At 66.1% G+C, this 22,318-nt stretch carries 18 protein-coding genes and 1 tRNA gene; 9 read left to right on the forward strand and 10 right to left on the reverse strand.

Features of this window, described 5'->3' with window-relative positions:
- Positions 1–125 precede the first annotated feature (125 nt).
- Positions 126–1,322 (reverse strand): DUF3662 and FHA domain-containing protein, encoded by a 1,197-nt coding sequence (locus ACPXCG_RS17400; RefSeq protein ID WP_425793257.1) that lies wholly within the window; start codon positions 1,320–1,322, stop codon positions 126–128.
- A gap of 389 nt (positions 1,323–1,711) precedes the next feature.
- Between ACPXCG_RS17400 and ACPXCG_RS17405 the strand changes: the two genes are divergently transcribed.
- Positions 1,712–1,797: transfer RNA gene (locus ACPXCG_RS17405), tRNA-Leu, on the forward strand.
- Positions 1,798–1,889: 92 nt separating this feature from the next.
- On the opposite strand, the gene ACPXCG_RS17410 is transcribed toward ACPXCG_RS17405, so the two are convergent.
- Both ACPXCG_RS17410 and ACPXCG_RS17415 read right to left on the reverse strand, forming a co-directional pair.
- A complete protein-coding gene (locus tag ACPXCG_RS17410) occupies positions 1,890–2,462 on the reverse strand; it encodes a hypothetical protein (RefSeq protein ID WP_425793258.1) in 573 nt (190 codons plus the stop codon).
- Positions 2,459–4,306: a multicopper oxidase family protein gene (locus tag ACPXCG_RS17415; RefSeq protein WP_425793259.1), complete on the reverse strand. Its 1,848-nt coding sequence runs from the start codon at positions 4,304–4,306 to the stop codon at positions 2,459–2,461. Before ACPXCG_RS17415 ends, ACPXCG_RS17410 begins: the two co-directional genes overlap by 4 nt.
- A 157-nt stretch (positions 4,307–4,463) precedes the next feature.
- On the opposite strand from ACPXCG_RS17415, the gene ACPXCG_RS17420 reads away from it, so the two are divergent.
- Positions 4,464–5,306: an SDR family NAD(P)-dependent oxidoreductase gene (locus ACPXCG_RS17420; protein ID WP_425793260.1), complete on the forward strand. Its 843-nt coding sequence runs from the start codon at positions 4,464–4,466 to the stop codon at positions 5,304–5,306.
- Positions 5,307–5,680: 374 nt separating this feature from the next.
- Here the strand turns inward: ACPXCG_RS17420 and ACPXCG_RS17425 are convergent, their stop codons facing one another.
- The 4 genes from ACPXCG_RS17425 to ACPXCG_RS17440 are packed head-to-tail and all read right to left on the reverse strand — an operon-like array spanning position 5,681 to position 10,876.
- Complete coding sequence (locus ACPXCG_RS17425) at positions 5,681–7,381, reverse strand: dipeptide ABC transporter ATP-binding protein (protein ID WP_425793261.1); 1,701 nt, start codon at positions 7,379–7,381, stop codon at positions 5,681–5,683.
- Entirely contained in the window at positions 7,381–8,325 is a 945-nt protein-coding gene (locus ACPXCG_RS17430; RefSeq protein ID WP_425793263.1) for an ABC transporter permease, read from the reverse strand. Before ACPXCG_RS17430 ends, ACPXCG_RS17425 begins: the two co-directional genes overlap by 1 nt.
- The gene (locus ACPXCG_RS17435; protein WP_425793264.1) at positions 8,325–9,281 is read right to left on the reverse strand and encodes an ABC transporter permease; all 957 of its coding nucleotides are present in this window, start codon (positions 9,279–9,281) and stop codon (positions 8,325–8,327) included. The genes ACPXCG_RS17430 and ACPXCG_RS17435 overlap by 1 nt, the downstream gene beginning before the upstream one ends.
- Positions 9,281–10,876 (reverse strand): ABC transporter substrate-binding protein, encoded by a 1,596-nt coding sequence (locus ACPXCG_RS17440; RefSeq protein ID WP_425793265.1) that lies wholly within the window; start codon positions 10,874–10,876, stop codon positions 9,281–9,283. The genes ACPXCG_RS17435 and ACPXCG_RS17440 overlap by 1 nt, the downstream gene beginning before the upstream one ends.
- Positions 10,877–11,099: 223 nt before the next feature.
- Between ACPXCG_RS17440 and ACPXCG_RS17445 the strand changes: the two genes are divergently transcribed.
- Together ACPXCG_RS17445 and ACPXCG_RS17450 are read left to right on the forward strand one after the other, a co-directional pair.
- A complete protein-coding gene (locus ACPXCG_RS17445) occupies positions 11,100–13,439 on the forward strand; it encodes a sulfatase-like hydrolase/transferase (protein WP_425793266.1) in 2,340 nt (779 codons plus the stop codon).
- A gap of 90 nt (positions 13,440–13,529) precedes the next feature.
- Complete coding sequence (locus ACPXCG_RS17450; protein WP_425793267.1) at positions 13,530–14,513, forward strand: TauD/TfdA dioxygenase family protein; 984 nt, start codon at positions 13,530–13,532, stop codon at positions 14,511–14,513.
- A gap of 108 nt (positions 14,514–14,621) precedes the next feature.
- Here the strand turns inward: ACPXCG_RS17450 and ACPXCG_RS17455 are convergent, their stop codons facing one another.
- Entirely contained in the window at positions 14,622–14,777 is a 156-nt protein-coding gene (locus ACPXCG_RS17455; RefSeq protein ID WP_190267130.1) for a DUF6131 family protein, read from the reverse strand.
- Positions 14,778–14,949: 172 nt separating this feature from the next.
- Here ACPXCG_RS17455 and ACPXCG_RS17460 point away from each other — a divergent pair, with 172 nt between their 5' ends.
- From ACPXCG_RS17460 to ACPXCG_RS17475, 4 genes are read left to right on the forward strand one after another with little or no spacing between them, the layout of a single operon-like run.
- A complete protein-coding gene (locus ACPXCG_RS17460) occupies positions 14,950–15,771 on the forward strand; it encodes an SDR family oxidoreductase (protein WP_425793268.1) in 822 nt (273 codons plus the stop codon).
- A 10-nt stretch (positions 15,772–15,781) separates the two neighbouring features.
- Positions 15,782–17,047 (forward strand): acyl-CoA dehydrogenase family protein, encoded by a 1,266-nt coding sequence (locus ACPXCG_RS17465; protein WP_425793269.1) that lies wholly within the window; start codon positions 15,782–15,784, stop codon positions 17,045–17,047.
- Entirely contained in the window at positions 17,044–18,093 is a 1,050-nt protein-coding gene (locus ACPXCG_RS17470) for a phosphotransferase family protein (protein WP_425793270.1), read from the forward strand. The genes ACPXCG_RS17465 and ACPXCG_RS17470 overlap by 4 nt, the downstream gene beginning before the upstream one ends.
- 4 nt (positions 18,094–18,097) lie before the next feature.
- On the forward strand, positions 18,098–18,736 hold the full coding sequence (locus tag ACPXCG_RS17475; protein ID WP_425793271.1) for a TetR/AcrR family transcriptional regulator: 639 nt from the start codon (positions 18,098–18,100) through the stop codon (positions 18,734–18,736).
- Positions 18,737–18,840: 104 nt separating this feature from the next.
- Here ACPXCG_RS17475 and ACPXCG_RS17480 read toward each other — a convergent pair whose 3' ends face one another.
- Together ACPXCG_RS17480 and ACPXCG_RS17485 are read right to left on the reverse strand one after the other, a co-directional pair.
- Positions 18,841–20,343 (reverse strand): AMP-binding protein, encoded by a 1,503-nt coding sequence (locus ACPXCG_RS17480; protein WP_425793272.1) that lies wholly within the window; start codon positions 20,341–20,343, stop codon positions 18,841–18,843.
- Between the two features lie 41 nt (positions 20,344–20,384).
- Complete coding sequence (locus tag ACPXCG_RS17485; protein WP_425793273.1) at positions 20,385–21,344, reverse strand: phosphotriesterase family protein; 960 nt, start codon at positions 21,342–21,344, stop codon at positions 20,385–20,387.
- Between the two features lie 253 nt (positions 21,345–21,597).
- On the opposite strand from ACPXCG_RS17485, the gene ACPXCG_RS17490 reads away from it, so the two are divergent.
- Positions 21,598–22,314: a hypothetical protein gene (locus tag ACPXCG_RS17490; RefSeq protein ID WP_425793274.1), complete on the forward strand. Its 717-nt coding sequence runs from the start codon at positions 21,598–21,600 to the stop codon at positions 22,312–22,314.
- Positions 22,315–22,318: the final 4 nt, after the last annotated feature.

A 22,318-nucleotide genomic window follows, 5' to 3' on the forward strand; every position in this document is an offset into this window, starting at 1 on the left:
ACGCTGATTTCGCCGACATTGAGATGTGACAGTTCAGTATCAACGCCTGGTTCCTGAGGAGCGAGGCGCCGGCCGAGCATCGCGAAGGACGGTCTCTCGTAGGAGACCGGGTGGATGACCGGGGACTACTGGAACCGGACGGTGATGTCGGAATGCCCGACGCGGATACGGTCGCCGTCGGCGAGTTCCCAGCTGCTGACCTGGAGGTCGTTGACCGTGGTGCCGTTGGTCGAGTTCAGATCGGTCAGCATCGCGGTGGAGCCGTCCCAGCGAATCTCCACGTGCCGGCGCGACACGCCGGTGTCCGGCAGACGGAACTGTGCGTCCTGGCCGCGGCCGATGATGTTCGATCCGTCACGCAGCTGGAAGGTGCGGTTGCTGCCGTCTTCGAGCAGCAGCGTGATCGCGGCCGGTGCGTAGCCACCCGGCTGGGCGTAACCCTGGTCGTAGCCGCCCTGCTGGTAGCCGTACTGCGGCTGCTGGGCATAGCCCTGCTGGTAGTCGTAACCGGGCTGCTGTCCGTATGCGGGGTCGTAGCCGCCCTGCTGGTAGCCCTGGTCGTAGCCGGGCTGTTGTGCATAGTTCTGGTCGTAGCCACCCTGCTGGTAGCCCTGGTCGTAGCCGGGCTGTTGTGCATAGTTCTGGTCGTAGCCACCTTGCTGGTAGCCCTGGTCGTATCCCTGCTGGCCGTACCCGGGCTGTCCATATCCCTGCTGCGCGTAGGCCTGGTCGTAGCCGGGCTGCTGGGCGTAACCCTGTTCGTAACCACCCTGCGGGTAGTCGTAGCCACCTTGCTGGCCACCCTGGTCGTACGCCGGGTCGGTGCCCCTGCGCTGGTCGTATCCGGGGTTGTTGGTCATTTGTGGGGCTCCTACTTCTCGGTGTGCACGTTGTGGGTGCTGCTGTGCTGGTGGTCGTTGCGGACCCGACGCGACAGGCCGCAGACGCACATCCGGGTTCACCGCACCGCGGGCGCGGAATATACCCGTATGCAACGACGGCGACTGGTCGAACTCTACGACCACCCGGCCGTAGGTCTGCCAGCCATTGTCGGAGATGAAGTTCTCGAGATGCTTGGAGAACGTCTTGCGATTCAGTTCGTACTCGGCCGCGATCTGCTCGTAGTCGGTGGGACTGAACAACAACGTATAGCTGTTGGGAGCGAGGACTGCACCGTCGCCGAGATCCTCGAGGGATTCCTCGGCCTCTCGCTGCAGCCCGTTCTCGATCTCCTGGGGGGCGACCTGGCCCCCGAAGACCCGTGCGAAGCCGTCGTCGACGGCGCCTTCGAGCTTGCGCTCAATGCGCTGCAGAATGCCCACCGGCGACCTCCCTTCGCGGCTCGGTTCCAGACGGCCATGGCGTGTCGCCGTGCGTATGGCCTTGATAGATGATACCGATTGTGCCCATTATGACGGGGTTCCCGTCAATGCAGCACCGCGCGCAACATCAGCACCACCGACGTCGTGCCCATCACCCTACGCGCTGAACGGGATGTGACCAGCGCAGATACACGTATTTCTGATCACGAATCGGGACATTCAGCTCGGCAAACGCGAGTCCATTCGGCCCACGCGGGCCGCCGACAACCCGCGTTCACCCGCCAGACCCGCGGGACAGGCCGCCCGGACGGGTGAGCAGGGGCCCCCAACCGGTTTTACTTCCGCCCACCGGCCTTGCTATCGTCTTCCAGTCTCACGCAGACGGCCACGGGCGAGTGGCGGAATGGCAGACGCGCTGGCTTCAGGTGCCAGTGTCCTTCGGGACGTGGGGGTTCAAGTCCCCCTTCGCCCACCACGAGCGGTTCAACTCGGTCGGACATCAAGGGTCAGGTTGCAGAAATGCGGCCTGGCCTTTTGTTTTTCTCCGATTTGTCCTTCGATCCGCGATCAACCGGTGGGCCATCGGGTGAACTCGGGCGCCCCGTCAGTGACGGACGGATCGATCTTGTCGGCCGGATACCTGCCGGTCAGGGCGTTCACCAGAAATGAGGCGAGTCCGTCGCGGTCATACAGCCACACATCTGCGAGGTCGGTGTAGGCGACGGGCCACCGGTCGGGATCATCACCGATCTTGTGCCAGTAGCCGTAGCCGCCGGCCGAGCCGCCACCCCACGGGGCAAAGGGCGGCGGATCTTGCCGCAGATCGACGGGGTGGCGTGAACCGTCGGGCTCCAGCCACCCTTCGCCGATCTCGTCCACGAACTCCTGCCAGCCGGGATCGGCGATGATGTCCATCGAGGTCTGGTACTCGTCGACGATGTCCTGACCTTCCGGCCCGCCGGGAGCGAAGACGTAGAACTCGCCGCAGAATTGGCCGACGCCGTACTCGGTGACGATCTGTCGGTAGTCGGCCGGTGCCTCGAATCCTGTTGTCTGCCGGAAGTCTTCCCAATCGACCTGGGATTGTCCGCCGTCGGCGGGCGGCGGAACCAGCGCGAGTAGGTCTCGACAACCGCTCATGGCACCAGCCGATAGCGCAACATCATGTCGTGATCCTCGTGATCGAGGATGTGGCAGTGCCAGACGTACCCCTGTAGGTCGGTGGTGACCATCCCGTGCGCCGGCATCGCACCGGCGTGGTGGCTCCCGGACATGTGCGGCGCGACCGATCGCCCGTGGGCCGGTCGCGTGCGCGAGTCGGTCGCGTCGGACGAGAAGATCGCGTCCGGATCGAAGCCGAGTTCGTCTGCCCGGGGGAACCGGACGAGGATCGAGGTCACCTGGCCGCCGTCGGCCCGCACCGTGTCCTTCCACCCGGCCTCCCACGCGGCCGCCGGTCGCATCGGCCCGGCGTAGAAGTTGCTCGGGTCCGGCGCCCATCGGGTCCCGATGGGCGGCTGCGGATTCGCCGCCTGGTAGTCGACGGTGCGGAGAGGACGTCGCCCGAGGACCCGGAACATGATCAGGTGCAGATGGATCGGATGCGGGTCGGGCGTGATGTTGATGATGTCCCAACGCTCGACGGTGCCCTCCCGGGGCTTTTCGATCTGTGGATCGCTGTAGCGCAGGTTGTTCAGCGACATGATCGCCGGCGGCAGACGGACCTCGTACGGCTGTGACACGGACACCCGTCGGATCACGTCGGGCCGTGCGGGCGGAGGAATCCGGGCCGGCCGATTGCGTCCACCGCGCAGAGTGGTCGGCACCGGGCGTCGGTCGCCACGTCCCGTACCCGCGGTGAACCGACAGAACCTCGACATCGCGACCTCACCCAGCATGGTCGCCTGGAAGGGTGGCGTCAGATCGTTGCACAGCTCAACTGATTCACCGGGGGCCAACGAACTGAAGTCCACCAGGATGTCGAAACGTTCGGCGGGGGCCGCCAGGATGGAGCGGCACCGTACCGGCTCGTTGAGCAGACCGCCCTCGTTCCCGATCACCCAGAAGCGCATGCGGTTGGAGAAGAACAGTCGCCAGACCGAGAACGACGCGGCGTTGATGAGGCGGAAGCGGTACATCCCGCGGTCCACTGTCAACTTCGGCCACACCCGGCCGTTCACCACGCCGCGATCGCCGACGGCACCACCCTCCCACAAGCCCTGTGGCACCACAGGGGTGGATCGCAGACTCTGCCGGCCGTCTTCGTGAAAGACCTTTTCCTGCAGGACGAGTGGGAGCTCATGCGGTCCGGACGGCAAACCGAGCGGGTTGTCGGCGCCGCCGGTGTCGTAGCCGTCACGCAGGAAGTACATCCCGGTGAGACCTGCGTAGACGTTGGCGCGGGTGATCCCCATCGCGTGGTCGTGATACCAGAGATGCCCGGCCTCTTGACGATTCGGGAACTCGAGAAGCGATGTGCCGTGGTGGGGCAGCAGGAGGCGTTGTGGGTTCCCGTCGAACTGCGGGGGTGTGGCGCCGCCGTGCAGATGCAACGAGGTGGGCGGGCTGCTGCGATAACTCTCGGAGACACCGTGGAGCGTGGTGTCGAGGTCTGCGGCAAAGGTGTGCCGGCCGAGCTCGCTGCGGTAGTGGAGGGTCGTCTGCTCGTCGACGTGGGCTTCGATGGTGGGGCCGTGATACGTCTCGTCGTTGTACCCCATCGCCGGCACCCGCGGCTGGTCGCGGTGGAAGCGCGTCGTGGTGGATCGGGCGACCATCTCGATCGGTTCTGTCGGCGACGAGGTGATCACCTTCGGTACCGGCAGGTCGTCGACGTACTTCTCCATCGGCGGCGAATGAAAGATCGTCGGGTATGGCGGCGGCGGCGCGGGCTCTGCCGCCGCGATTCCCCGGCCGAACCGAGCCGCAGCGGCAGCGGCCGCCGCTCCCACGAGTAGTCGACGACGACCGATGTTCGCGCTCACGCCTGCTCATCCCCCCGATCAGTTGCACTCAATTGAGACACCGTGGAGAAGTTACCCGGCGCCTCGTCGCGCGGAACAGGTGGACGCGGTGGCTCGGTGGACGAAGATGTCCGTATCCGGACGTTGGAGTTCGGGCTGCTGATGGAGAATGAGGCCCATGCCGTCACTTTCCCTCACCAGCACGCTGATGGACCTCGTCCAGCGCCGTAGTCTCCTCCCCGGCATCGTCGAGGATGCCCTCGCCGGACCCGGCCGCGACATCACCGGCCTCACGATCGTGGTCACCGGGGCGTCGGCCGGGATCGGACGGCAGGCCACCACGCTGCTCGCCGAGCGCGGCGCTCGGGTCATCGCGGTCGCGCGCCGAGAGGACGAACTACGTTCTCTGGCAGAAGAAACGGGCTGTGTCTACCGGACCTGCGATCTGTCCGACGAGAAGGCCATCGAGACGCTGGTGGCAGACCTCGCGGACGAGGAGGTCGACGTTCTCGTCAACAACGCGGGCCACTCGATCCGGCGGACGGTGCTCGACTCGGTCGACCGTCTGCACGACTATCAGCGCACGATGCAGCTCAACTATTTCGCCGCGGTGCAGCTCACTCTCGGTCTGCTGCCCGGGATGGTGGACCGCGGCCGCGGTCAGTTCGTGAACGTCTGTACGTGGGGGATCATGGCCAACACGTTTCCCCGCTTCTCGGCCTACGCGGCGTCCAAGAACGCGCTCGCCATCTTCGGACGCAGCCTCAACGCCGAGAACGCGCATCCCGGCGTGCGCGCAACCAACGTGCTCTACCCGTTGGTGCGCACCGAGATGATCGCGCCCACGGCCGAATACGACGACGTGCACGCGCTCAGTGTGGAAGAGGCGGGCCGGTGGATCCTGCGCGCGGTCACGCATCAGCCCACCGACGTCGCGCCGGCCGCCCTGCGCGCGATCCTGCCCGCGATCGACTACTTCACACCGACGACGGCCGACCGCGCGATCGCGTCACTGACCTGACTCGGGAGTTACGCCTTCGAGAGAGATTGGGACACAACGAGTTCTAGGCGTCAAGAGCGAAACACGTTGTTGCTCAACGTGACTTGCTCACCACAGGAAGCCGCCGACAGCTCGGAGGATGTTGAACACCAGTTCTGAGATCAGACCGAACATAAGGGACACCTCCCTCCGGCTCTTCGCGCCGAAGACCCAAGTGTAATCCAGATCACACCTGGCGTCGACGCCGTTCGGTCAACCGGATGAACACGGAATCGTTAGCGGGACAAACGAGTTCCGGCCGCACCTGCAGGGTCTGGCCGCAGTTGCGGCTCCAAGCCGGAACCAGGAACTGCGGCCAGAACCGCGTTTGCGCCGAGCGGGAGCTGAGCGGGAGCTCAGAGGGAGCCGGCGGGCACCTGTCGGCCGGCGCGCTGCCGCACCGGGTCGGGGTAGGGGACGGCTGCGAGCAACGCCTTCGTGTACTCGTCATGCGGCGCCGACAGCACGGTCCGGGCGTCGCCGGTCTCGACCAGTTTTCCGTCGCGCAGGACGGCCACCCGGTCGGCGACCTGCTCGACGACGGCCAGATCGTGACTGATGAACAGAGCGGCGAATCCCAGGTCCCGCTGCAACTGCGCGAAGAGCTCGAGAACGCGCGCCTGGACCGAGACGTCGAGTGCGCTGGTCGGTTCGTCGGCGATCAGCAGGGCGGGCTCGACCGAAAGAGCGCGGGCGAGGGCAACCCGTTGGCGTTGGCCGCCGGAGAGTTCGTGCGGCAATCTGCCCGCGAACGTGCGCGGCAGCTGGACGGCGTCGAGCAGTGCGGCGACCCGCGTGGTCCGCTCGTCGCGCGTACCGAGGCGATGGATCTCCAGCGGTTCGCGGATCGATTCGGCGACGGTGAACCGAGGGTCGAGCGAGGCCGTCGGATCCTGCGGGACAAACGCGATCGTCCGGCGCACCGCCCGCAGCTCGGTGCGGGACACCTGGGCGATGTCCTTGCCGCCGAGCACAATCCGGCCGGCGGCTGGTGCGATGAGACCGCCGATGGTGCGGCCGAGCGTGGTTTTTCCCGATCCCGACTCGCCGACCACACCGACCACCTCGCCAGGACGGACCGTCAACGAGACACCCGCGAGGGCGGTGTGCGGTGGGGTGCCGAATCTGCCCGGATGACGCACCGTGATGTCGTCGACGTGCACCACTGCCGTCGACGTGAGTCCATCGCCGTCGGGTTCATCGTCGGCACGCTCGGCGTCGGAACCATCAACGCCGGGGGCGGGCAGCGTGGGCACGGCGGCCAGCAGCTGCTTGGTGTACGGCTGCGTCGGCGCGGCGAAGATGTCGAAGACGTCGCCGCGTTCGACGACCTCGCCGAGCTGGACCACCACCACGCGGTCGGCGATGTCGGCGACCACGCCGAGGTTGTGGGTGATGAGCAGGATTCCGGCGTCGGTGCGATCGCGCAGGCGAAGCAGCAGATCGAGGATCTCCCGTTGCACGGAGACGTCGAGTGCCGTGGTCGGCTCGTCGGCCAGCAACAGAACCGGGTCGTTGGCCAGCGCCAGGGCGATCACCACCCGCTGCTTCTGTCCACCGGAGAGCTGGTGCGGGTACTGCCCGGCGCGCTGTTCCGGATCGGGGATCTCGACCAGACGCAACAGTTCCACAGCCCGCTGATGGGCATCTCGCCGGGAGAGCCTGCGGTGGGTACGCAACGCCTGGCGCAGCTGCCACCCGACGGTCTGGACCGGGTTGAGAGCGGTCTGCGGCTCCTGGAAGATCATCGCGACCCGGGTCCCGCGGACGGCATCGAGTTCCTTCTCGGACCTGTTGAGCATCTCGATGCCGTCGACCTTGACCGACCCGGTCGCGGTGGCTGTCTCGGGGAGGAGGCCGATCGCGGCACGGGCCGTCATGGTCTTGCCGGAGCCCGATTCGCCCACGAGCGCCAGGATCTGGCCGCGGTCGACGCGGAGGCTGATGCCGGCGACCGCGGGCCGCGGATACGCGAAGGTGACCCGTAGATCGTCGACGGCCAACGCGGGCACGGGCTCGTCGGGAGTGCCGGCCGCCGGCCGGGTGGTCTCGGACATCACTGCCTCCGGGTTCGGGAGATGGATTGTGCGATGAGGTAGAAGCCCAGCACCAGGGCCGAGATCACCACGAGCGGGCCCAGTGAGAACCAGGGATTGGTCTCGAGATAGCCGTTGCCGGCCGCGAGGATCGAGCCCAGGGACGGGGTGGGCGCGACCACACCGATCCCGAGATAGCTCATCGCGCCCTCCACGAACACCGCCAGCGAGAGCGACAGGGCGACCTGGACGCCGAGCGCCTCGACCGAATTGGGCAACACATGGCGGAGCAGGATGTGCCGGTTGGTCGCACCGCTGACCCGGGCGGCCTCGACGTAGGGCATCTCCCGAACCTTGAGCACCGAGGTCCGCGTCAGGCGCCCGAAGATGGGGATCTCGGCGATGGCGATCACGATCACGATGGTCTGGGCGCCGGGTGACAGGACCGCGGTGAGCGCGATTCCGAGGAGGAGGGCGGGAAAGGCGAGGATCACGTCGAAGGTCCGTTGCGCGATCACATCGCTCCACGGATGGGTGACGGTCACCAGGCCCGTCGCGATGCCCACCGCCGCGCCGATAGGCACGGCGATGAAGATGATGAGCAGGTCGACACGGATTCCGTAGAGCACCCGGGTCAGGAGGTCGCGGTTCAGATCGTCGGTGCCGAGCCAGTGTGCTGAGCTCGGCGGCAGAAGGTACGCGCCGTCGATCTGCTGGTCCGCCGCGAACGTGGTCAGCCACGGGCCGACCACCGCGAGCAGCACGACGACGCCCACCAGAACGGTACCGACCAGACCGGAGCCGCTGAGCAGACTGCGCAGCGTCGACTGCCGCACCCGGGACCCGACGTCGGTGGCCGACTCGGGTAGCAGTCCGGGTTCGATGTCGAGGACGGCCTCGGCCCCGAAGGTCGAGGCGAGCGGGTCGGTCGTCGTGGGGCTGTTGGTTGCGGTTCTTCCGGACATCACTGACCTGCCAATCGGATTCGGGGATCAAGCCAGGCGTGCAGGATGTCGGCGGCGAGCTGGAGCACGACGAACACCGTCACCGACAGCAGTACGAGCACCTGGACCAGGGGATAGTCGCGCGCAAAGATGCCTTCCTCGGTGAGCAGTCCGAGCCCCGGCCAGCCGAAGATCGACTCGACGAGGATCGCTCCACCGAGCAGCCCGCCGACGACGAGACCGAGCGCCGTGAGAGTGGGTGGCAGCGCATTTCGGAGCGCATTGCGAACGACGATGGTGTGCCACGGGACACCGAGCGACCGGGCCGTCACCGCGTACGGCTGGCGGAGTTCGGTACGCAGGGCCTCGGTGAGGAACCGTGCCAGCACCGCCCCGGCCGGCAGTCCCAGCGTCAGCGCCGGGAGGATCAGGTACTGCAGGCTGATCTGGAGACTCTGCGTGTAACCACCCGGTGGTGTGCCGCCTGCCGGCAACCAGCGGAGTTGGACACCGAACACGAGTATCAGCACCGTGCCGACGACGAAGGTCGGGATCGCGATGGCGACAGCGTTGATGCCGATCAGCACGGCATGTACCACGCGGCTCTCGAAGATCGTCGCGGACAGGCTCAGCGCGAGGGCCAGCACGACGGCGATCACGAGTGCGGTCACGGTCAGCACCACGGTGTTGACGAGCCCGAATCCGATCAGGTCGCTGATCGATCCGCCCACCTGGTAACTCTCCCCGAGGTTCAGCGTGAGGATCCCACCGAGCCACGCGAAATACTGCACCAGGAACGGTCGGTCGAGACCGAGGTCGTGCCGGATCGCCGCGAGCTGTTCGGGCCCCGCGTCGGGGCCGGCGAGGGCCGCCTCGGGGCCTCCCGGGATCAGCCGGAGGATCGAGAAGATCAAGAGCGAGGCGATCGCCAGCACGACGATGGCGGTCGGGATCCGTCGGATCACATAACCCAGCATTACGAATTCCGTCCCGTGGTGTTGAGGTAGGTGTCCTTGAGGTGCAACTGATCACGTCGATCCCAGTCGATGTTCCCGACCGCGTTCGACGTCGCGACCTTCTGGAAGACGATGCCGATCTCGACCAGGAAGAGGTCCCGCAGCCAGATGTCATCGAGTTGGCGATAGGCACGCAACGCTGCCGGCGATGCGCCGTCCGGCACGGTCCACGCCGCGTTGGCGGCGGCGGCGTACTGCGGATTGAGGTAGTTCGACGAGTTCTTGGCAGCGTTGAACGGATAGGCCGAGACCGCCAGCGTCGACGGGGTGAATTGAGCAAAAGCATGCTGCAACAACCAGATCCCGGTGAATTTCCCACCGATCAGCTTGGACGCCTGCTGAGTCTGGTCGTTGGGGACGAGGGTCACCGGGATGCCGATGTCCTTGAGATTCGACTGCACGATCTCGGCGACCACGCGGTCGATCCCCTGTGTGGAGAAGTCCAGCGGAATCGGCGGTACCGGGCCGTGTTGCGCCACCAGCTTCCTGGCCTGTGCGACGTCGCGACCGTACGTCGCGTTGGCTGCGGCGTCATAAGCAGGCGACCATTTCGGCCACGGGAGATTCACCACGTAGCCGCTCGTGCGGAAGACGTCGTTGATGATGCGGGGTCGATCGATGGCGAGGGCGATCGCCCGACGGAGACGGACGTCGGACAATGCCGGATTGGTGACGTTGATGCCGACATACTCCTGCGATTCGGCACCGGTGAAGGTGACGTCCTTGAAGCCGTAGCGGGTGGTCGCGAGTTGCTGATCGTGGTAGTTCAGTCCGTACGCCACGTCGATCTGGCCGGTGCGCAGCCGGGTGTACAGCGACTGCTGGTCCCTGATGATGACGAACGTGATCGAATCCAGGTTGGGCTTGCCGCCCCAATAGTTGTCGTTGCGAACCAGTCGCAGCGACGAGTTCGGTTGCCACGAGGCGAACTTGAACGGTCCAGTCCCGATGTAGGACTTGCCCGCCTTCAGCTGCGGGAGGGACTGCGCGTCGAGGATGGGCGCGGAGTCGAGCAGATCGAAGATGTTGCTCAACGGGTGAGCGAAGCGCAGCACCACGCGATGCGGATCGCTGGTGTCGTAGGAGGTGATGGCGGCCGCCGTGCGTTTGAACTGGGGGGTCCACGGGCCGGCGAGGTAGGCCTCGAGGGACTTCTGCACATCCGACGAGACGAAGGGCCTGCCGTTGTGGAACGTCACGTCCGAACGGAGATCCAGTGCCAGCGAGAGTCCGTCGGGCGACAACCGCCACGCGGTCGCCAGCGACGGCCGGACGGTGAGGTCGTCACGCGAGTAGCGGATGAGCGTGTCGAAGGTGTTGCTCACCACCTGGCCGGCGAGATTCCCGGTGCCGATCTGCAAGAAGGTCTTGGGCGACATGTCGCCGAGTACCCCGACACGGAGGTTGCCCCCTTGCGGCGCCGGTTGCCCGGGCGCCAGGGACTGGGAGATGGAGTTCTCCTGCTTGGCGACCGCGGACTGACACCCCGCCGCGAGGAGGCAGGTGGCAAGGGCCAGTGCGAGTACTTGCACCACGCGGGTACGGCGTCCGGGCATCGTTGCGAACTCTCTGTTCCGAGGGGCTGACACGGCCGGTCGCGCTACGTCGCACGAACGGCCCAGGTCACCACTCTGGGCGGACGGAGCGCCGAACGCCAAGCCCGGAGGGGGGTTACGAAGCGTCTCGGCGAAAGTATTGACAGTTGCGCCGACTGTCTGAAAGGTGCTGTGACGCACGGTGTCACCGTGCGATCGCGACAGGACGAGAAGAACGGATCCCATGGCGCAGCACCAGAGTCCTCCGGAGGAGTCCCGCGGCTACGCGGACTTCGGCGGCACCGTCGGACGGACATCGTCGGTCTCGCAGCCGTGGTGGCCGGCCGAGCGGACCGCACCGCCGGGAGCCCCGAACATCGTCGTCGTGCTCGTCGACGACATGGGCTTTTCCGACATCGGCCCGTTCGGTGCCGAGATCGACACGCCGAACATCGACGCGTTGGCGCGGCGAGGTCTGCGGCTGAGCAACTATCACACGACGCCGGTCTGTTCGCCGGCCCGCGCGGCATTGCTCACCGGGCTCAACCCACACCGCGCCGGTTACGGGAGTGTGGCCAACTCTGATCCGGGGTACCCGGGCCTTCGGCTCGAGCTGGCCGACGACGTGCTGACATTGCCGGAAATTCTGCGGGAGAGCGGTTATGCGACGTACGCGGTGGGCAAGTGGCATCTGGTCCGCGACGCGAACATGGGACCGGGCCGGAACCGGGATTCGTGGCCGGTGCAGCGCGGCTTCGACAGCTACTACGGATCGCTCGAGGGGCTCAACTCGTTCTTCCACCCGAATCAGCTGATCTCCGACAATTCGGTTGTCGATGTCGACGAGTATCCGGATGACTACTACGTCACCGACGATCTCACCGATCGGGCCGTCGGTCAGATCAAGGCGCTGCGGGCGCAGGATCGGAGCAGGCCGTTCTTCCTGTACTTCGCCCACATCGCCATGCACGGTCCGCACCAGGTGAAGGAATCCGATCTCGCGAAATACCGCGGACGCTACACCGAGGGCTGGGACGTGGTCCGGCAGAAGCGTTTCCAGCGGCAGGTCGATGCCGGCCTGTTCGACCCGGACACTCCGATCGCCGAGCGCAACACCACTCCCGGTTACGACGCGCCCCCGTGGGATGGCCTCGAGCCGGACGAACAGGACCGCTTCGAGCGCTATCAGGAGGTCTATGCGGCGATGGTCGAGAGTGTGGACCAGAGCGTCGGACGTATCGTCGACACGCTCACCGAGTTGGGCGAACTGGACAACACGATCATCGTGTTCACCTCGGACAACGGCGGGACCGCGGAGGGTGGCCCGGTCGGTACCCGCTCGTACTTCAGCCAATTCGTGCACGGTCCGGTTCCGGCGGACTGGGAGCGTGACGTGCCGCACGACGAGGAGCTGATCGGTTCCGCCGCCCTGGGCGTGCACTATCCGCGCGGGTGGGGCCAGGCGTCGAACACGCCGTTCCGCTTCTACAAGGGTCAGACCTTTGCGGGTGGGGTCCGGGTGCCGTTCGTGATCTCCTGGCCCGACGGTTTGCAGCGGGACCCCGTCGACAACGGCGTCCGGCGTCAGTACTCCTACGTCACCGACGTGGCACCCACCCTGCTGGATCTCGCAGGCATCCCGACTCCCGCGAACCGATTCGGCAAGCCGGCCCAGGATCGAGACGGGGTGAGCGCGGCCTCGTTCCTGCGGGACCGGTCGGCGGAGTCCGCGCACACCGAGCAGTACGCCGAGTTCGGCGGACACCGCGGGTTCTATCGGGACGGGTGGAAACTGGTGTCCCTGCACACCGATCCGGCGAAGGTCGACGATCCGGAGTGGGAACTCTACGACGTGACCGCCGACCCTGCGGAGACCACGGATCTGGCGGCGGGCCAACCCGGTCGGGTCGCCGAACTCGCGCAGGCGTGGGAGGACGCGGCCTGGCGCAACACGGTGTTCCCGCTGTTCGATACGCCCGCCGATCAGATCCGGCGGCGTCCGGCCGAGAGTCGGTACAGCGAACCGGTCCGCCTCCTCGCCGGCACGCCGACCTTGGAGCGATACCGGTCGAGCCGATTGATCGCCTATCGGGATTTCGAGATCGAGGTGGATCTCGTCGACTGGACCCGCTCCGATGAGGGGGTGCTCGTCGCGCACGGCGACCCGCAGGGTGGCTATCTGCTGTACGTCGAGGATGCGGCAGTGCATTTCGTCTTCAACAGCTACGGCAGACTTGCCCGTGCCTCCGCTCCGCTACCCGACGACGTATCCGTTGTGACCGTTCGTGCCGTCGCGACACCGGAGGTGCGCTGGGATTTCTCGATCGAGGTCACCGATGCTGGTCAGACGTCGGTGGTCGCCAAGCTGCCCGATCAGTTCCAGCTGGTGGGCATGGCGCCATGGACGGGTATCTCGGTCGGCCTCGATGCGCGCGGTCCGGTGGATCCCGATCTCCGTGCGCGGCAGGGGGTCTTCCGGTTCGGTCCGGCGCTGCGCGCGGTCACCTACCGGCCCGGCCCGGTTCGAGTCCCGAGCGGGGTCCGGCATGCCATCGACGAGAGCGCGGAGCATCACGCGGACTGACGCACGGACTTCGAATCGTCGTGATTTCAGGTCTCGATTGCCGCGCCGAACTGTGCGGAAATGGAGCGAAAGAACAGAAAGGATTTCCCAATGACATTGGCACAGATCGACGAACGGGCGGACCGGGATGCGCGTGCCCGAGAGGTCTACCGTGACGCAGGCATCACGGTGGACAAGCTCGGCGAGCACATCGGCGCCAAGATCGGACAGGTGCGTCTCGGCGGCGATCTGCCGACCGAACAGGTGGAGGCGATCCGGCTTGCGCTGGCCACCAACAAGGTGGTGGTCTTCACCGATCAGCACCACCTCGACGACGAGACGCAGTATGCGTTCGCCGAATCGCTCGGTGACCCGACCGCACCGCACCCGACGGTGACCTCGCGTGGAACCCAACTGCTGACCATCGAGGGTGCCGCCAACAGCTGGCACACCGACGTCACCTTTGTCGATCGCATCCCCAAGGCATCGATCCTGCGCGCGGTCACTCTGCCGGAGTACGGCGGTGCCACCACCTGGGCGTCGACGGTGGCCGCCTACGAGCAGTTGCCGAAGCCGTTGCGGGCGTTGACCGAAGAGCTCTGGGCGACCCACAGCAACCTCTACGACTACGTCGGTCTGAAGGAACCGTCGGGTGGTGTGGACATCTCCAGGAAGGCAGACAACTACCAGGAGTTCACCAGCACCGAGTACCAGACGCTGCACCCGGTGGTCCGGGTCCATCCGGAGACAGGTGAGCGGAGTCTGTTGCTGGGCCACTTCGCGAAGGAGTTCCGGGGACTCAAGTCCGCCGAGTTCGCCGATCTCTACCAACTGCTGCAGGCACGGATCACCAAGCTCGAGAACACTTTCCGCTGGAACTGGCGTCTGGGTGACGTGGCGATCTGGGACAACCGGGCAACCCAGCACTACGGCATCGCCGACTACGGAAACCAGAAGCGCGAACTGCATCGCATCACCCTCGCCGGCGACGTCCCGGTCGATGTGCGCGGCGAGCGCAGCCAGGTGCTGCAGGGCGATGCCTCGCACTACTCGGGAGTCGAACAGCCGAACCGTCTCGGGGTCTTCGCTGCGTGAGTGCCTGATCTCATCTGACAAACGCCGCGGCCGGCGGACACATGACATCTGTGTCCGCCGGCCGCGGCATTTGCGTGGTGCTGACGGGTCGAGTTCTCGACCTGATCGTCAGTAGTAGTGCGCCCGCCCGCCGACCGCACGGCCGGTCGCACCGAGAACGGCGAGAATCGCGCCGATCACGATCAGGATGATGCCGATCGTCCAGAGGATCGGGATACTGAAGATGAACCCCAGAACCAGTAGGACGATGCCGAGAATGATCACGTGTGTCTCCTTGCGATAGACCAACACGCACTCGACGCTGCTGCAAGTGCCCGTAATGCCAGCCTAGTCCGGCATCGACACGTGGCGGGGATTTGTCATCCTTTCGCCACACTTGAACCTGAACACAACTTCAAGTAGGTTCACCTTCAAATTCGGCGGCAGAGGGATGTGTATGCAACTCGACGGCAAAGTGGCCATCGTGACCGGTGGCGCCGGCGGAATCGGCGCCGCGATCGCCCGAGCACTCGTCACTCGAGGTGCCCGGGTGGTCGTCACCGATCTGAACCCGACCGCCCTCGAGGCCGTGGTGACCGGGATCGAGACCTCGGCGCCCGGGGCGGTGGCGTCCATCGCGGGTGACGCCGCTTCGACGGCCCACATCGACGCGGTCATCGAACTCGCCGAATCACGGTTCGGTCCCGTCGACATGTACTTTGCGAACGCCGGAATCGGCGGTGCTCCAGGGCTGTTCGCCTCCGACGACGAGTGGTCGCAGGTCATCGACGTCAACGTGATGGGTCACATCCGCGCTGCCCGACGACTCGTTCCGGAGTGGGTCGAACGTGGCGGCGGATACTTCGTCGGGACCGCGTCCGCGGCCGGCCTGCTCACCCAATTGGGCTCGGCCACCTACTCCGTGACCAAGCACGCGGCCGTCGGATTCGCGGAGTGGCTCAACATCACCTACGGCGACCGTGGCGTCCGGGCGAGCTGCCTGTGCCCGATGGGCGTCGACACCAAGCTGTTGCGTCCGGACCACGTTCCCGACGACGAGGATGCGCGACTCATGCAGCGCGCGGTCGAGACCGCCGGTCGCGTGCTGACTCCGGAAGAGGTCGCCGACACCGTCATCGAGGCCCTCGGAGACGAACGTTTCCTCATCCTCCCCCATCCCGAGGTGCTCGAGATGTACCGGCACAAGAGTGCCGACTACGACCGCTGGCTGAGCGGGATGCGGCGGTACCAACAGGGTCTCACAGAAGCCACGTCGTAAGGAGTCACCGATGGATCTGCTCAACCCGTCCGAACGGACCGAGAAGTACCGTGCGCAGCTGCTCGAGTTCATGGACAGCCACGTCTACCCCAACGAGGCGGTGTTCGACCAGCAGATGCGCGAGTCGGACAACCCCCACGCGACGCCGCCGATCCTGCTGGAGCTCAAGGCGAAGGCCAAAGAAGCCGGGTTGTGGAATCTCTTCCACCCGCACGCCGAGTGGGGCCCCGGGCTGACGAATCTCGAATATGCACCGTTGGCCGAGATCATGGGACGCGTGGCATGGGCCCCGGAGGTCTTCAACTGCAACGCACCCGACACCGGCAACATGGAGGTGCTCACGCTCTTCGGGACCGACGAGCACAAGAAGCTCTATCTCCAGCCGCTCCTCGACGGTGAGATCGCATCCGCGTTCGCCATGACCGAGCCGGGTGTCGCGAGCTCGGACGCCACCAACGTCGAGCTCTCGATGGTCCGGGACGGCGACGAGTACGTGCTCAACGGCCGCAAGTGGTTTGCCTCCAACGCGGTTCGGCCCGACTGCAAGGTCCTCATCGTGATGGGCAAGACCGATCCGAGCGCCGCCACCCATCGGCAGCAGTCGATGATGGTGGTCCCCACCGACGCGCCGGGCCTCACCATCCTGCGCAACCTCCCCGTCTTCGGCTATGTCGACCGCGAGAGCCACGGCGAACTCGTCTTCGAGAACGTCCGCGTCCCGTCGAAGGACGTGCTCAAGGGCGAGGGTGAGGGCTTCGCGATCAGCCAGGCCCGCCTCGGCCCCGGCCGCATCCACCACTGCATGCGGACCATCGGGATCGCCGAACGCGCCCTGGAACTGATGTGTACACGCGCCACCCAGCGTGTCACCTTCGGACAGCCGATCGCCGACCGCGCCAACATCCAGGACTGGATTGCCGAGGCGCGCATCGACATCGAGATGGTCCGGCTGCTCACGCTCAAGGCTGCGGCCCTGATGGACACGGTCGGCAACAAGGCCGCCGCCACCGAGATCGCTGCGATCAAGGTCGCCGCACCCAACATCGCACTGAAGATCATCGACCGCGCGATCCAGGTGCACGGCGGTGGCGGCGTCACCGACGACTTCCCACTGGCGATGGCGTACGCCCACATCCGAACCCTTCGTCTGGCCGACGGCCCGGACGAGGTCCACAAGCGGGCCATCGCCCGTCGAGAGCTCCGGCCGTATCGGGACGCTGCATCGGCCCCGGAGACGGTGGCGGGCGTCTCGGATCAGGCGCTCGTCTCCCGATGAGCGCAGGCGCGACGACCGGAATGCTCATCCCCGACACCGACATGACCGCTCTGGTCGGGTGGCTGCGAACGGTGGGCGTCGAGACTTCGGGTGAGATCACCTGCTCCCGTGTCGGTTTCGGTCAGTCGAACCTGACCTATCGGGTCCGCGACGAGGCCGGCGGACAATGGGTGCTCCGTCGGCCACCGGTGGGTCACCTGCTGGCCTCGGCTCACGACGTCTCCCGCGAGGCACGGATTCTCGACGCGTTGGCGGCGACCGACGTTCCGGTCCCGCACATCTATGGGGTGTGCGACGACGCCGCTGTCGGCCCGGTGCCGATCGTGGCGATGGAGTTCGTCGACGGGTCGGTGCTGACCGATCGCAGTGCGGGCGAGGCGCTCTCGCCAGACATCCGGGGCGCCGTCGGCCGGGCGATGACGGAAACCCTCGCCCACATCCACGCCGTCGATCTGGATGCGGTCGGGCTCTCGGACCTGGCGAGTCACAAGCCCTATGCGCCGCGCCAGCTCAAGCGGTGGAGTGCACAGTGGGAGAAGTCGAAGACGCGCGACATCCCGGACCTCGACACCCTCACTGCGCGTCTGTCCGACAACATCCCGGAGCAGCACGAGACGACTCTTGTGCACGGCGACTTCCACATCCGCAACGTGATGGTCGGTCCGGCCTCGGGAGCGGTGTCGGCGGTCCTGGACTGGGAACTGTCGACGCTCGGCGATCCGCTCGCCGACATCGGCAGCACCCTGGCCTACTGGCCGGAACGGACCGACGCCGTCGTGCTGGGTGACCCGGTCGATGTCATGGAAGGATTTCCCGGCCGTGATCAGCTGGCGCAGGCCTACCTCGAGCGAACCGGACGCGATCCACAGGCCCTGCGGTACTGGCACGCACTGGGGCTCTGGAAGGTCGCGATCATCGCCGAAGGCGTTCTGCGGAGGGCGCGCGAGAACCCGTCCAATCGAGCGGCCGCCGGCGTGCCGACCCCGGCCCATGTCGACAATTTCGTGGCCCGAGCGGTGGCCGTGGCCGACGACGCGGGACTATAGCGTCATGCCGAAAGCCGACGGCGCACCCGCCCGATCGCGTCCGCTCACCCCGCGGGGTGAGCGGACCCGTTCGGCGTTGATCTCCGCGGCGCGGACGGTGTTCGAGCGCGACGGCTTCAGCGATTCCCGGCTGACCGACATCACCGCGGAGGCGAACTGCGCGACCGGCTCTTTCTACACGTACTTCGACAGCAAAGAGGACATCCTCGACGCCGTCCTCGCCGAGGCGGAGGAGGACATGCTGCATCCCGGACTGCCGCACGTCGAGCCGGCGTCCGACGATGATCCGACTGCGGTGATCGAGGCGGCCAATCGTGCGTACTTCGAGGCCTACCGGCGGAATGCGCAGCTGATGCTGGTTCGCGAACAGGTCGCAGGCCTCAGCACCGAGTTCCGCGAGACCCGGCGTCGTCGAGGGCAGGTCTTTGCGGAGCGGAACGCGAAACGCATCAGAGAGCTCCAGGCCCGGGGCCTCGCCGATCCCGATCTGGATCCGCTGGCGGCCGCACGCGCCCTCTCCGGCATGGTCTCCCGGATGGCGTATTACGGCTTCGGTCTCGGCGACGAGATTGACATGGACGAGCTGGTGTTCACCGCCACCCGACTGTGGGTCAACGCGATCGGACTGCGCCGTCCCACCTGACGCCGACAGCAACCGAATTCCCGCCGACAGCAACCGGAATCTCGCCGACAGCAACCGGAATTCTGCCGACAGCAACCGAATTCCTGCCGAGAGCAACTCCGTCGTCAGGGCGCGACCCTCCGCAACGTCTCCCGATCGATTGCCCGCTTCAATATCTTGCCGGTCGCACCTTTGGGCAATGCGTCGACGGTCTGCACGATCCGCGGCACCTTGTAGGCGCTGAGCCGTTCCTTCGTCCAGTCGCGTAGCCGATCCGGATCGATGGTCGCTCCCGGGCGTGGCGTGATCACCGCGGCGATCTCTTCTCCGTAGTGGTCATCCGGCACGCCGACCACTGCCACCTCGACGATGTCCGGGTGCTCGTAGAGCACCTCCTCCACCTCGCGCGGGTAGACGTTGTAGCCACCCCGGATGATGAGGTCCTTGACCCGGTCGACGATCCGCACGTTGCCTGCGTCGTCGATGGCACCCAGGTCGCCGGTCTTGAACCATCCATCGATCAGCTCGGCCGCGGTCGCGTCAGGCCGGTTCCAGTACTCCTTCATCACGGTCGGACCCTTGAGGAAGATCTCGCCGACCACATCCGCACCGACCACCAGGCCGTCGGGATCGCGTACCTCGACCTGGGTTCCGGGCAGCGCCGGACCCACGGTCCCGACGACGGGGCGGCCGTTGATGTCGTGAAATGTTGCTGCACCGGATGTTTCGGTGAGGCCGTAACCTTCAAGAATCTTGCAGCCGAACTTCTCCTCGAACGCACGGATCACTTCCGCCGGCAGCGCGGCCCCGCCCGAGCCGGCCAGCCGCAGTGCGCGGAAATCATCGGGTGAGTAGCCCTCGGCCACCTGCAACATGGCGTTCCACATCGTCGGGACGCCGCACGAGATGGTGATCTTCTGATCGCGCAGCAGGTCGAGGAATGCCGTCGGGTCGAACGGGCTCATCAACGACAGACTGCAGCCCTGCGACAACGCCGAGTTCATCACGATCGCCTGACCGAACACATGGAACAAGGGCAGGCCGGTCGCCCACCGGTCGTCGGTGGTCACCTCCATCAGCTGCCGGAAGGCGACGGGACAGGCGTTGATGTTCCCGACCGTCAGCGCCGCACCCTTCGGCCGACCGGTGGTGCCGGACGTGTAGAGGATCACCGAGACGTCGTCATCCGAGCGGTCGACATAGGACGGCACCGGTTCGGGGAGATCGATGGCCTCCTCGTAAGGACCCACCTCCAGGAACGGAATGCCCGCGGATTCCGCACTGCGCCGGGCGGTGTCGGCGCAGTGGTGCCACGCGACGACGAGCGATGCACCGGAGTCGTCGAGCACGTAGTCGATCTCTGGCGACGTCGACATCACGTTCATCGTGATCGCCGTGGCACCCAGCGTCTGGAGTCCGTAATAGGTGATCACGAACTCGGGAATCGACGGCGCGATGAGAATGACGCGATCACCCTCGCGCACACCGAGTCCGGCGAGCGATGCGGCGCTCCGCGCGATCCGGTCCCGGAGGGCGGCGTAGGTGAGTTCCCGATCGCCTGCACGGACGGCGAGTCGGTCGGGTGCGTCGTCCGCAAAAGCCCAGAGGCTGGCGACAGTGCTGGCCATGGTGTTCCTGTCTGTGTGGAGAAGTGTTGCGGTGCAACCGATCACTCGAAATAGCGACGGGGGACGTCGACCAACATGGCGTCGATGTCCTTGTCACTCACCCCACGCTCACGCAGTGCCGGCAGCACGTCCTCACTGATGTGCCGGTAGTTCCATTTGGGCACGGCCTGGCGCTTGGCCTCGGGATCGAACCAGTCGATGAAGCAGGCGGCATCGTGGGCCAGTGCCATCCGATCGGCGTAACCCTTCTCGACGAGAGAGACCACGGTGTTGATCCGGTCGTCGAAAGGCAGCAGGACGTCGAGCCCGAATCGGTCCATCCCGAGGATCGACCCGGCGTCGGCGATCTTCATCAGGTAGTCGAGGTCGGTCGAGTCGCCCGAATGCCCGATCACCACCTTGCTCAGGTCGGCACCCTCCTCGGAGAGCACCTGCTGCGCAACGAGTCCGGATTGGGTGTGCGGGTTGGTGTGCACGGTGATCGGCGCTCCGGTCTGCGCGCTGGTCTGTCCGACCGCGCGCATCACCCGTTCCACGCCGGGCGTCAGGCCCTGCTCCTCGATTGCGCACTTGAGGAACGCGGCCTTGACCCCGGTGTCGGCGATGCCCTCGGTCAGGTCCTTCGTGAAGAACGTGACCAGTGGTTCGGACACGTCGAACAGTAGGCCGGGGCCGGTGTAGTGGAACTGGAAGGGAATGTCGTTGTAGGTGTAGAGCCCGGTCGCGACGACGATCTTCAGATCGATCTGTTCGGCGATGCGCTGGATGCGCGGGATGTAGCGGCCCAGCCCGAGCACCGTCGGGTCCAGGATCGTGTCCATGCCGAGGCCTTTGAGTTCGCGGAGGTCGCGGACCGCCTCGGCGATCTTTTCTTCCTCGTCCCAGTCGTCTTGATAGTTCTGCCGGTACTCCTCGCCGAGGACGAAGACATGTTCGTGGACGAGAACGTTGCCCAGCTCGGCGGAGTCGACGGGGCCGGTGACGGTGTTGACGGTGCTCATGTGTGTCCTTCGCGACGTGGGAACCAGGGTGTGGTCTGGATCACTCCGGGCGACTGTATTTGAGGATGAGTTCAACTTCAAGATGTACTGCTCCTCGAGGTGCGTGCGCCCGATCCCGTCGTCGGTCCTTCGAGACGGATGATCCCGCCGCCACATGTCATTCGGCCGGCGGAGCGGATCTCGCGGGTCGGTTACTCTCCACTGCGACGTTTCTTCGACCTGGGGGACGTTCTTCGACCAGGGGGGTGGGCCGGTGCGAGCATCGGTGCGGGTGATGACGAGTGCGATGGCCGCGATGGCGACCATCACGATGGTGGCCGGATGCGGGGGTGCCGGGTCCGACGCGGCGGCAGCCGACACGTCCCCGGCGGGATCCGATGTGACGGTCCCGCCAAAAGATCTGGTGCTCAGCGGTTCCGAACTGCCGCGCGGGTACCAGGAGATGCCCATCCCGGCGGACCAGATGCAGAAGTCCGCCGACGGCATGCTCGACGCCACCAGGGGCGCCGACATCAGCCCGGCCGCCTGCGCGCCGCCGAGCGCCATTCCGGACACGATGGACATGTCCGAGATGGGCATGCTGGTCGCGGCGCTCGGCTCGACGACCCTCGCGGAGGTCGTCACCGCTGACCATGGCGACATGACGGCCATCCGGAAGTCGACGACCGGCGACTGCGAAAAGGTCACCGCCGCCATCAAGAACGGTGACGCGGCGGGATCGTCGTCGACGATCGTGAACACCCCGATGGATGTGCCCGACTCCAGGGCCGACGATGTGTTCGCCGTCAAGCAGACGAGCACGTCGACGGTCAACGGTCGGGAGGTGACGGCGACCTCGTTGCTGGGGTGGGCGACGGTTGGTGGTTACTCGGTGGCGGTGACCTCGGGTGGTCTGCTCGGCGCCCCCGACGCCGTGGTCTTCAACACGACGCTGGTCAAGGCAATCGACAAGGTGGCCACCGCGGGCTGAGGGC

The organism is Gordonia sp. DT218, assembly GCF_049847105.1.
GTDB lineage: Bacteria > Actinomycetota > Actinomycetes > Mycobacteriales > Mycobacteriaceae > Gordonia.

Bases quoted from the DNA above. Each gene is read 5' to 3' on its own strand.
- ACPXCG_RS17420 (WP_425793260.1), top strand. From the start codon at position 4,464: ATGCCGTCACTTTCCCTCACCAGCACGCTGATGGACCTCGTCCAGCGC.
- ACPXCG_RS17425 (WP_425793261.1), bottom strand. From the start codon at position 7,381: ATGTCCGAGACCACCCGGCCGGCGGCCGGCACTCCCGACGAGCCCGTG.
- ACPXCG_RS17450 (WP_425793267.1), top strand. From the start codon at position 13,530: ATGACATTGGCACAGATCGACGAACGGGCGGACCGGGATGCGCGTGCC.
- ACPXCG_RS17445 (WP_425793266.1), top strand. From the start codon at position 11,100: ATGGCGCAGCACCAGAGTCCTCCGGAGGAGTCCCGCGGCTACGCGGAC.
- ACPXCG_RS17460 (WP_425793268.1), top strand. From the start codon at position 14,950: ATGCAACTCGACGGCAAAGTGGCCATCGTGACCGGTGGCGCCGGCGGA.
- ACPXCG_RS17470 (WP_425793270.1), top strand. From the start codon at position 17,044: ATGAGCGCAGGCGCGACGACCGGAATGCTCATCCCCGACACCGACATG.
- ACPXCG_RS17465 (WP_425793269.1), top strand. From the start codon at position 15,782: ATGGATCTGCTCAACCCGTCCGAACGGACCGAGAAGTACCGTGCGCAG.
- ACPXCG_RS17475 (WP_425793271.1), top strand. From the start codon at position 18,098: ATGCCGAAAGCCGACGGCGCACCCGCCCGATCGCGTCCGCTCACCCCG.
- ACPXCG_RS17485 (WP_425793273.1), bottom strand. From the start codon at position 21,344: ATGAGCACCGTCAACACCGTCACCGGCCCCGTCGACTCCGCCGAGCTG.
- ACPXCG_RS17410 (WP_425793258.1), bottom strand. From the start codon at position 2,462: ATGAGCGGTTGTCGAGACCTACTCGCGCTGGTTCCGCCGCCCGCCGAC.
- ACPXCG_RS17480 (WP_425793272.1), bottom strand. From the start codon at position 20,343: ATGGCCAGCACTGTCGCCAGCCTCTGGGCTTTTGCGGACGACGCACCC.
- ACPXCG_RS17430 (WP_425793263.1), bottom strand. From the start codon at position 8,325: ATGTCCGGAAGAACCGCAACCAACAGCCCCACGACGACCGACCCGCTC.
- ACPXCG_RS17440 (WP_425793265.1), bottom strand. From the start codon at position 10,876: ATGCCCGGACGCCGTACCCGCGTGGTGCAAGTACTCGCACTGGCCCTT.
- ACPXCG_RS17435 (WP_425793264.1), bottom strand. From the start codon at position 9,281: ATGCTGGGTTATGTGATCCGACGGATCCCGACCGCCATCGTCGTGCTG.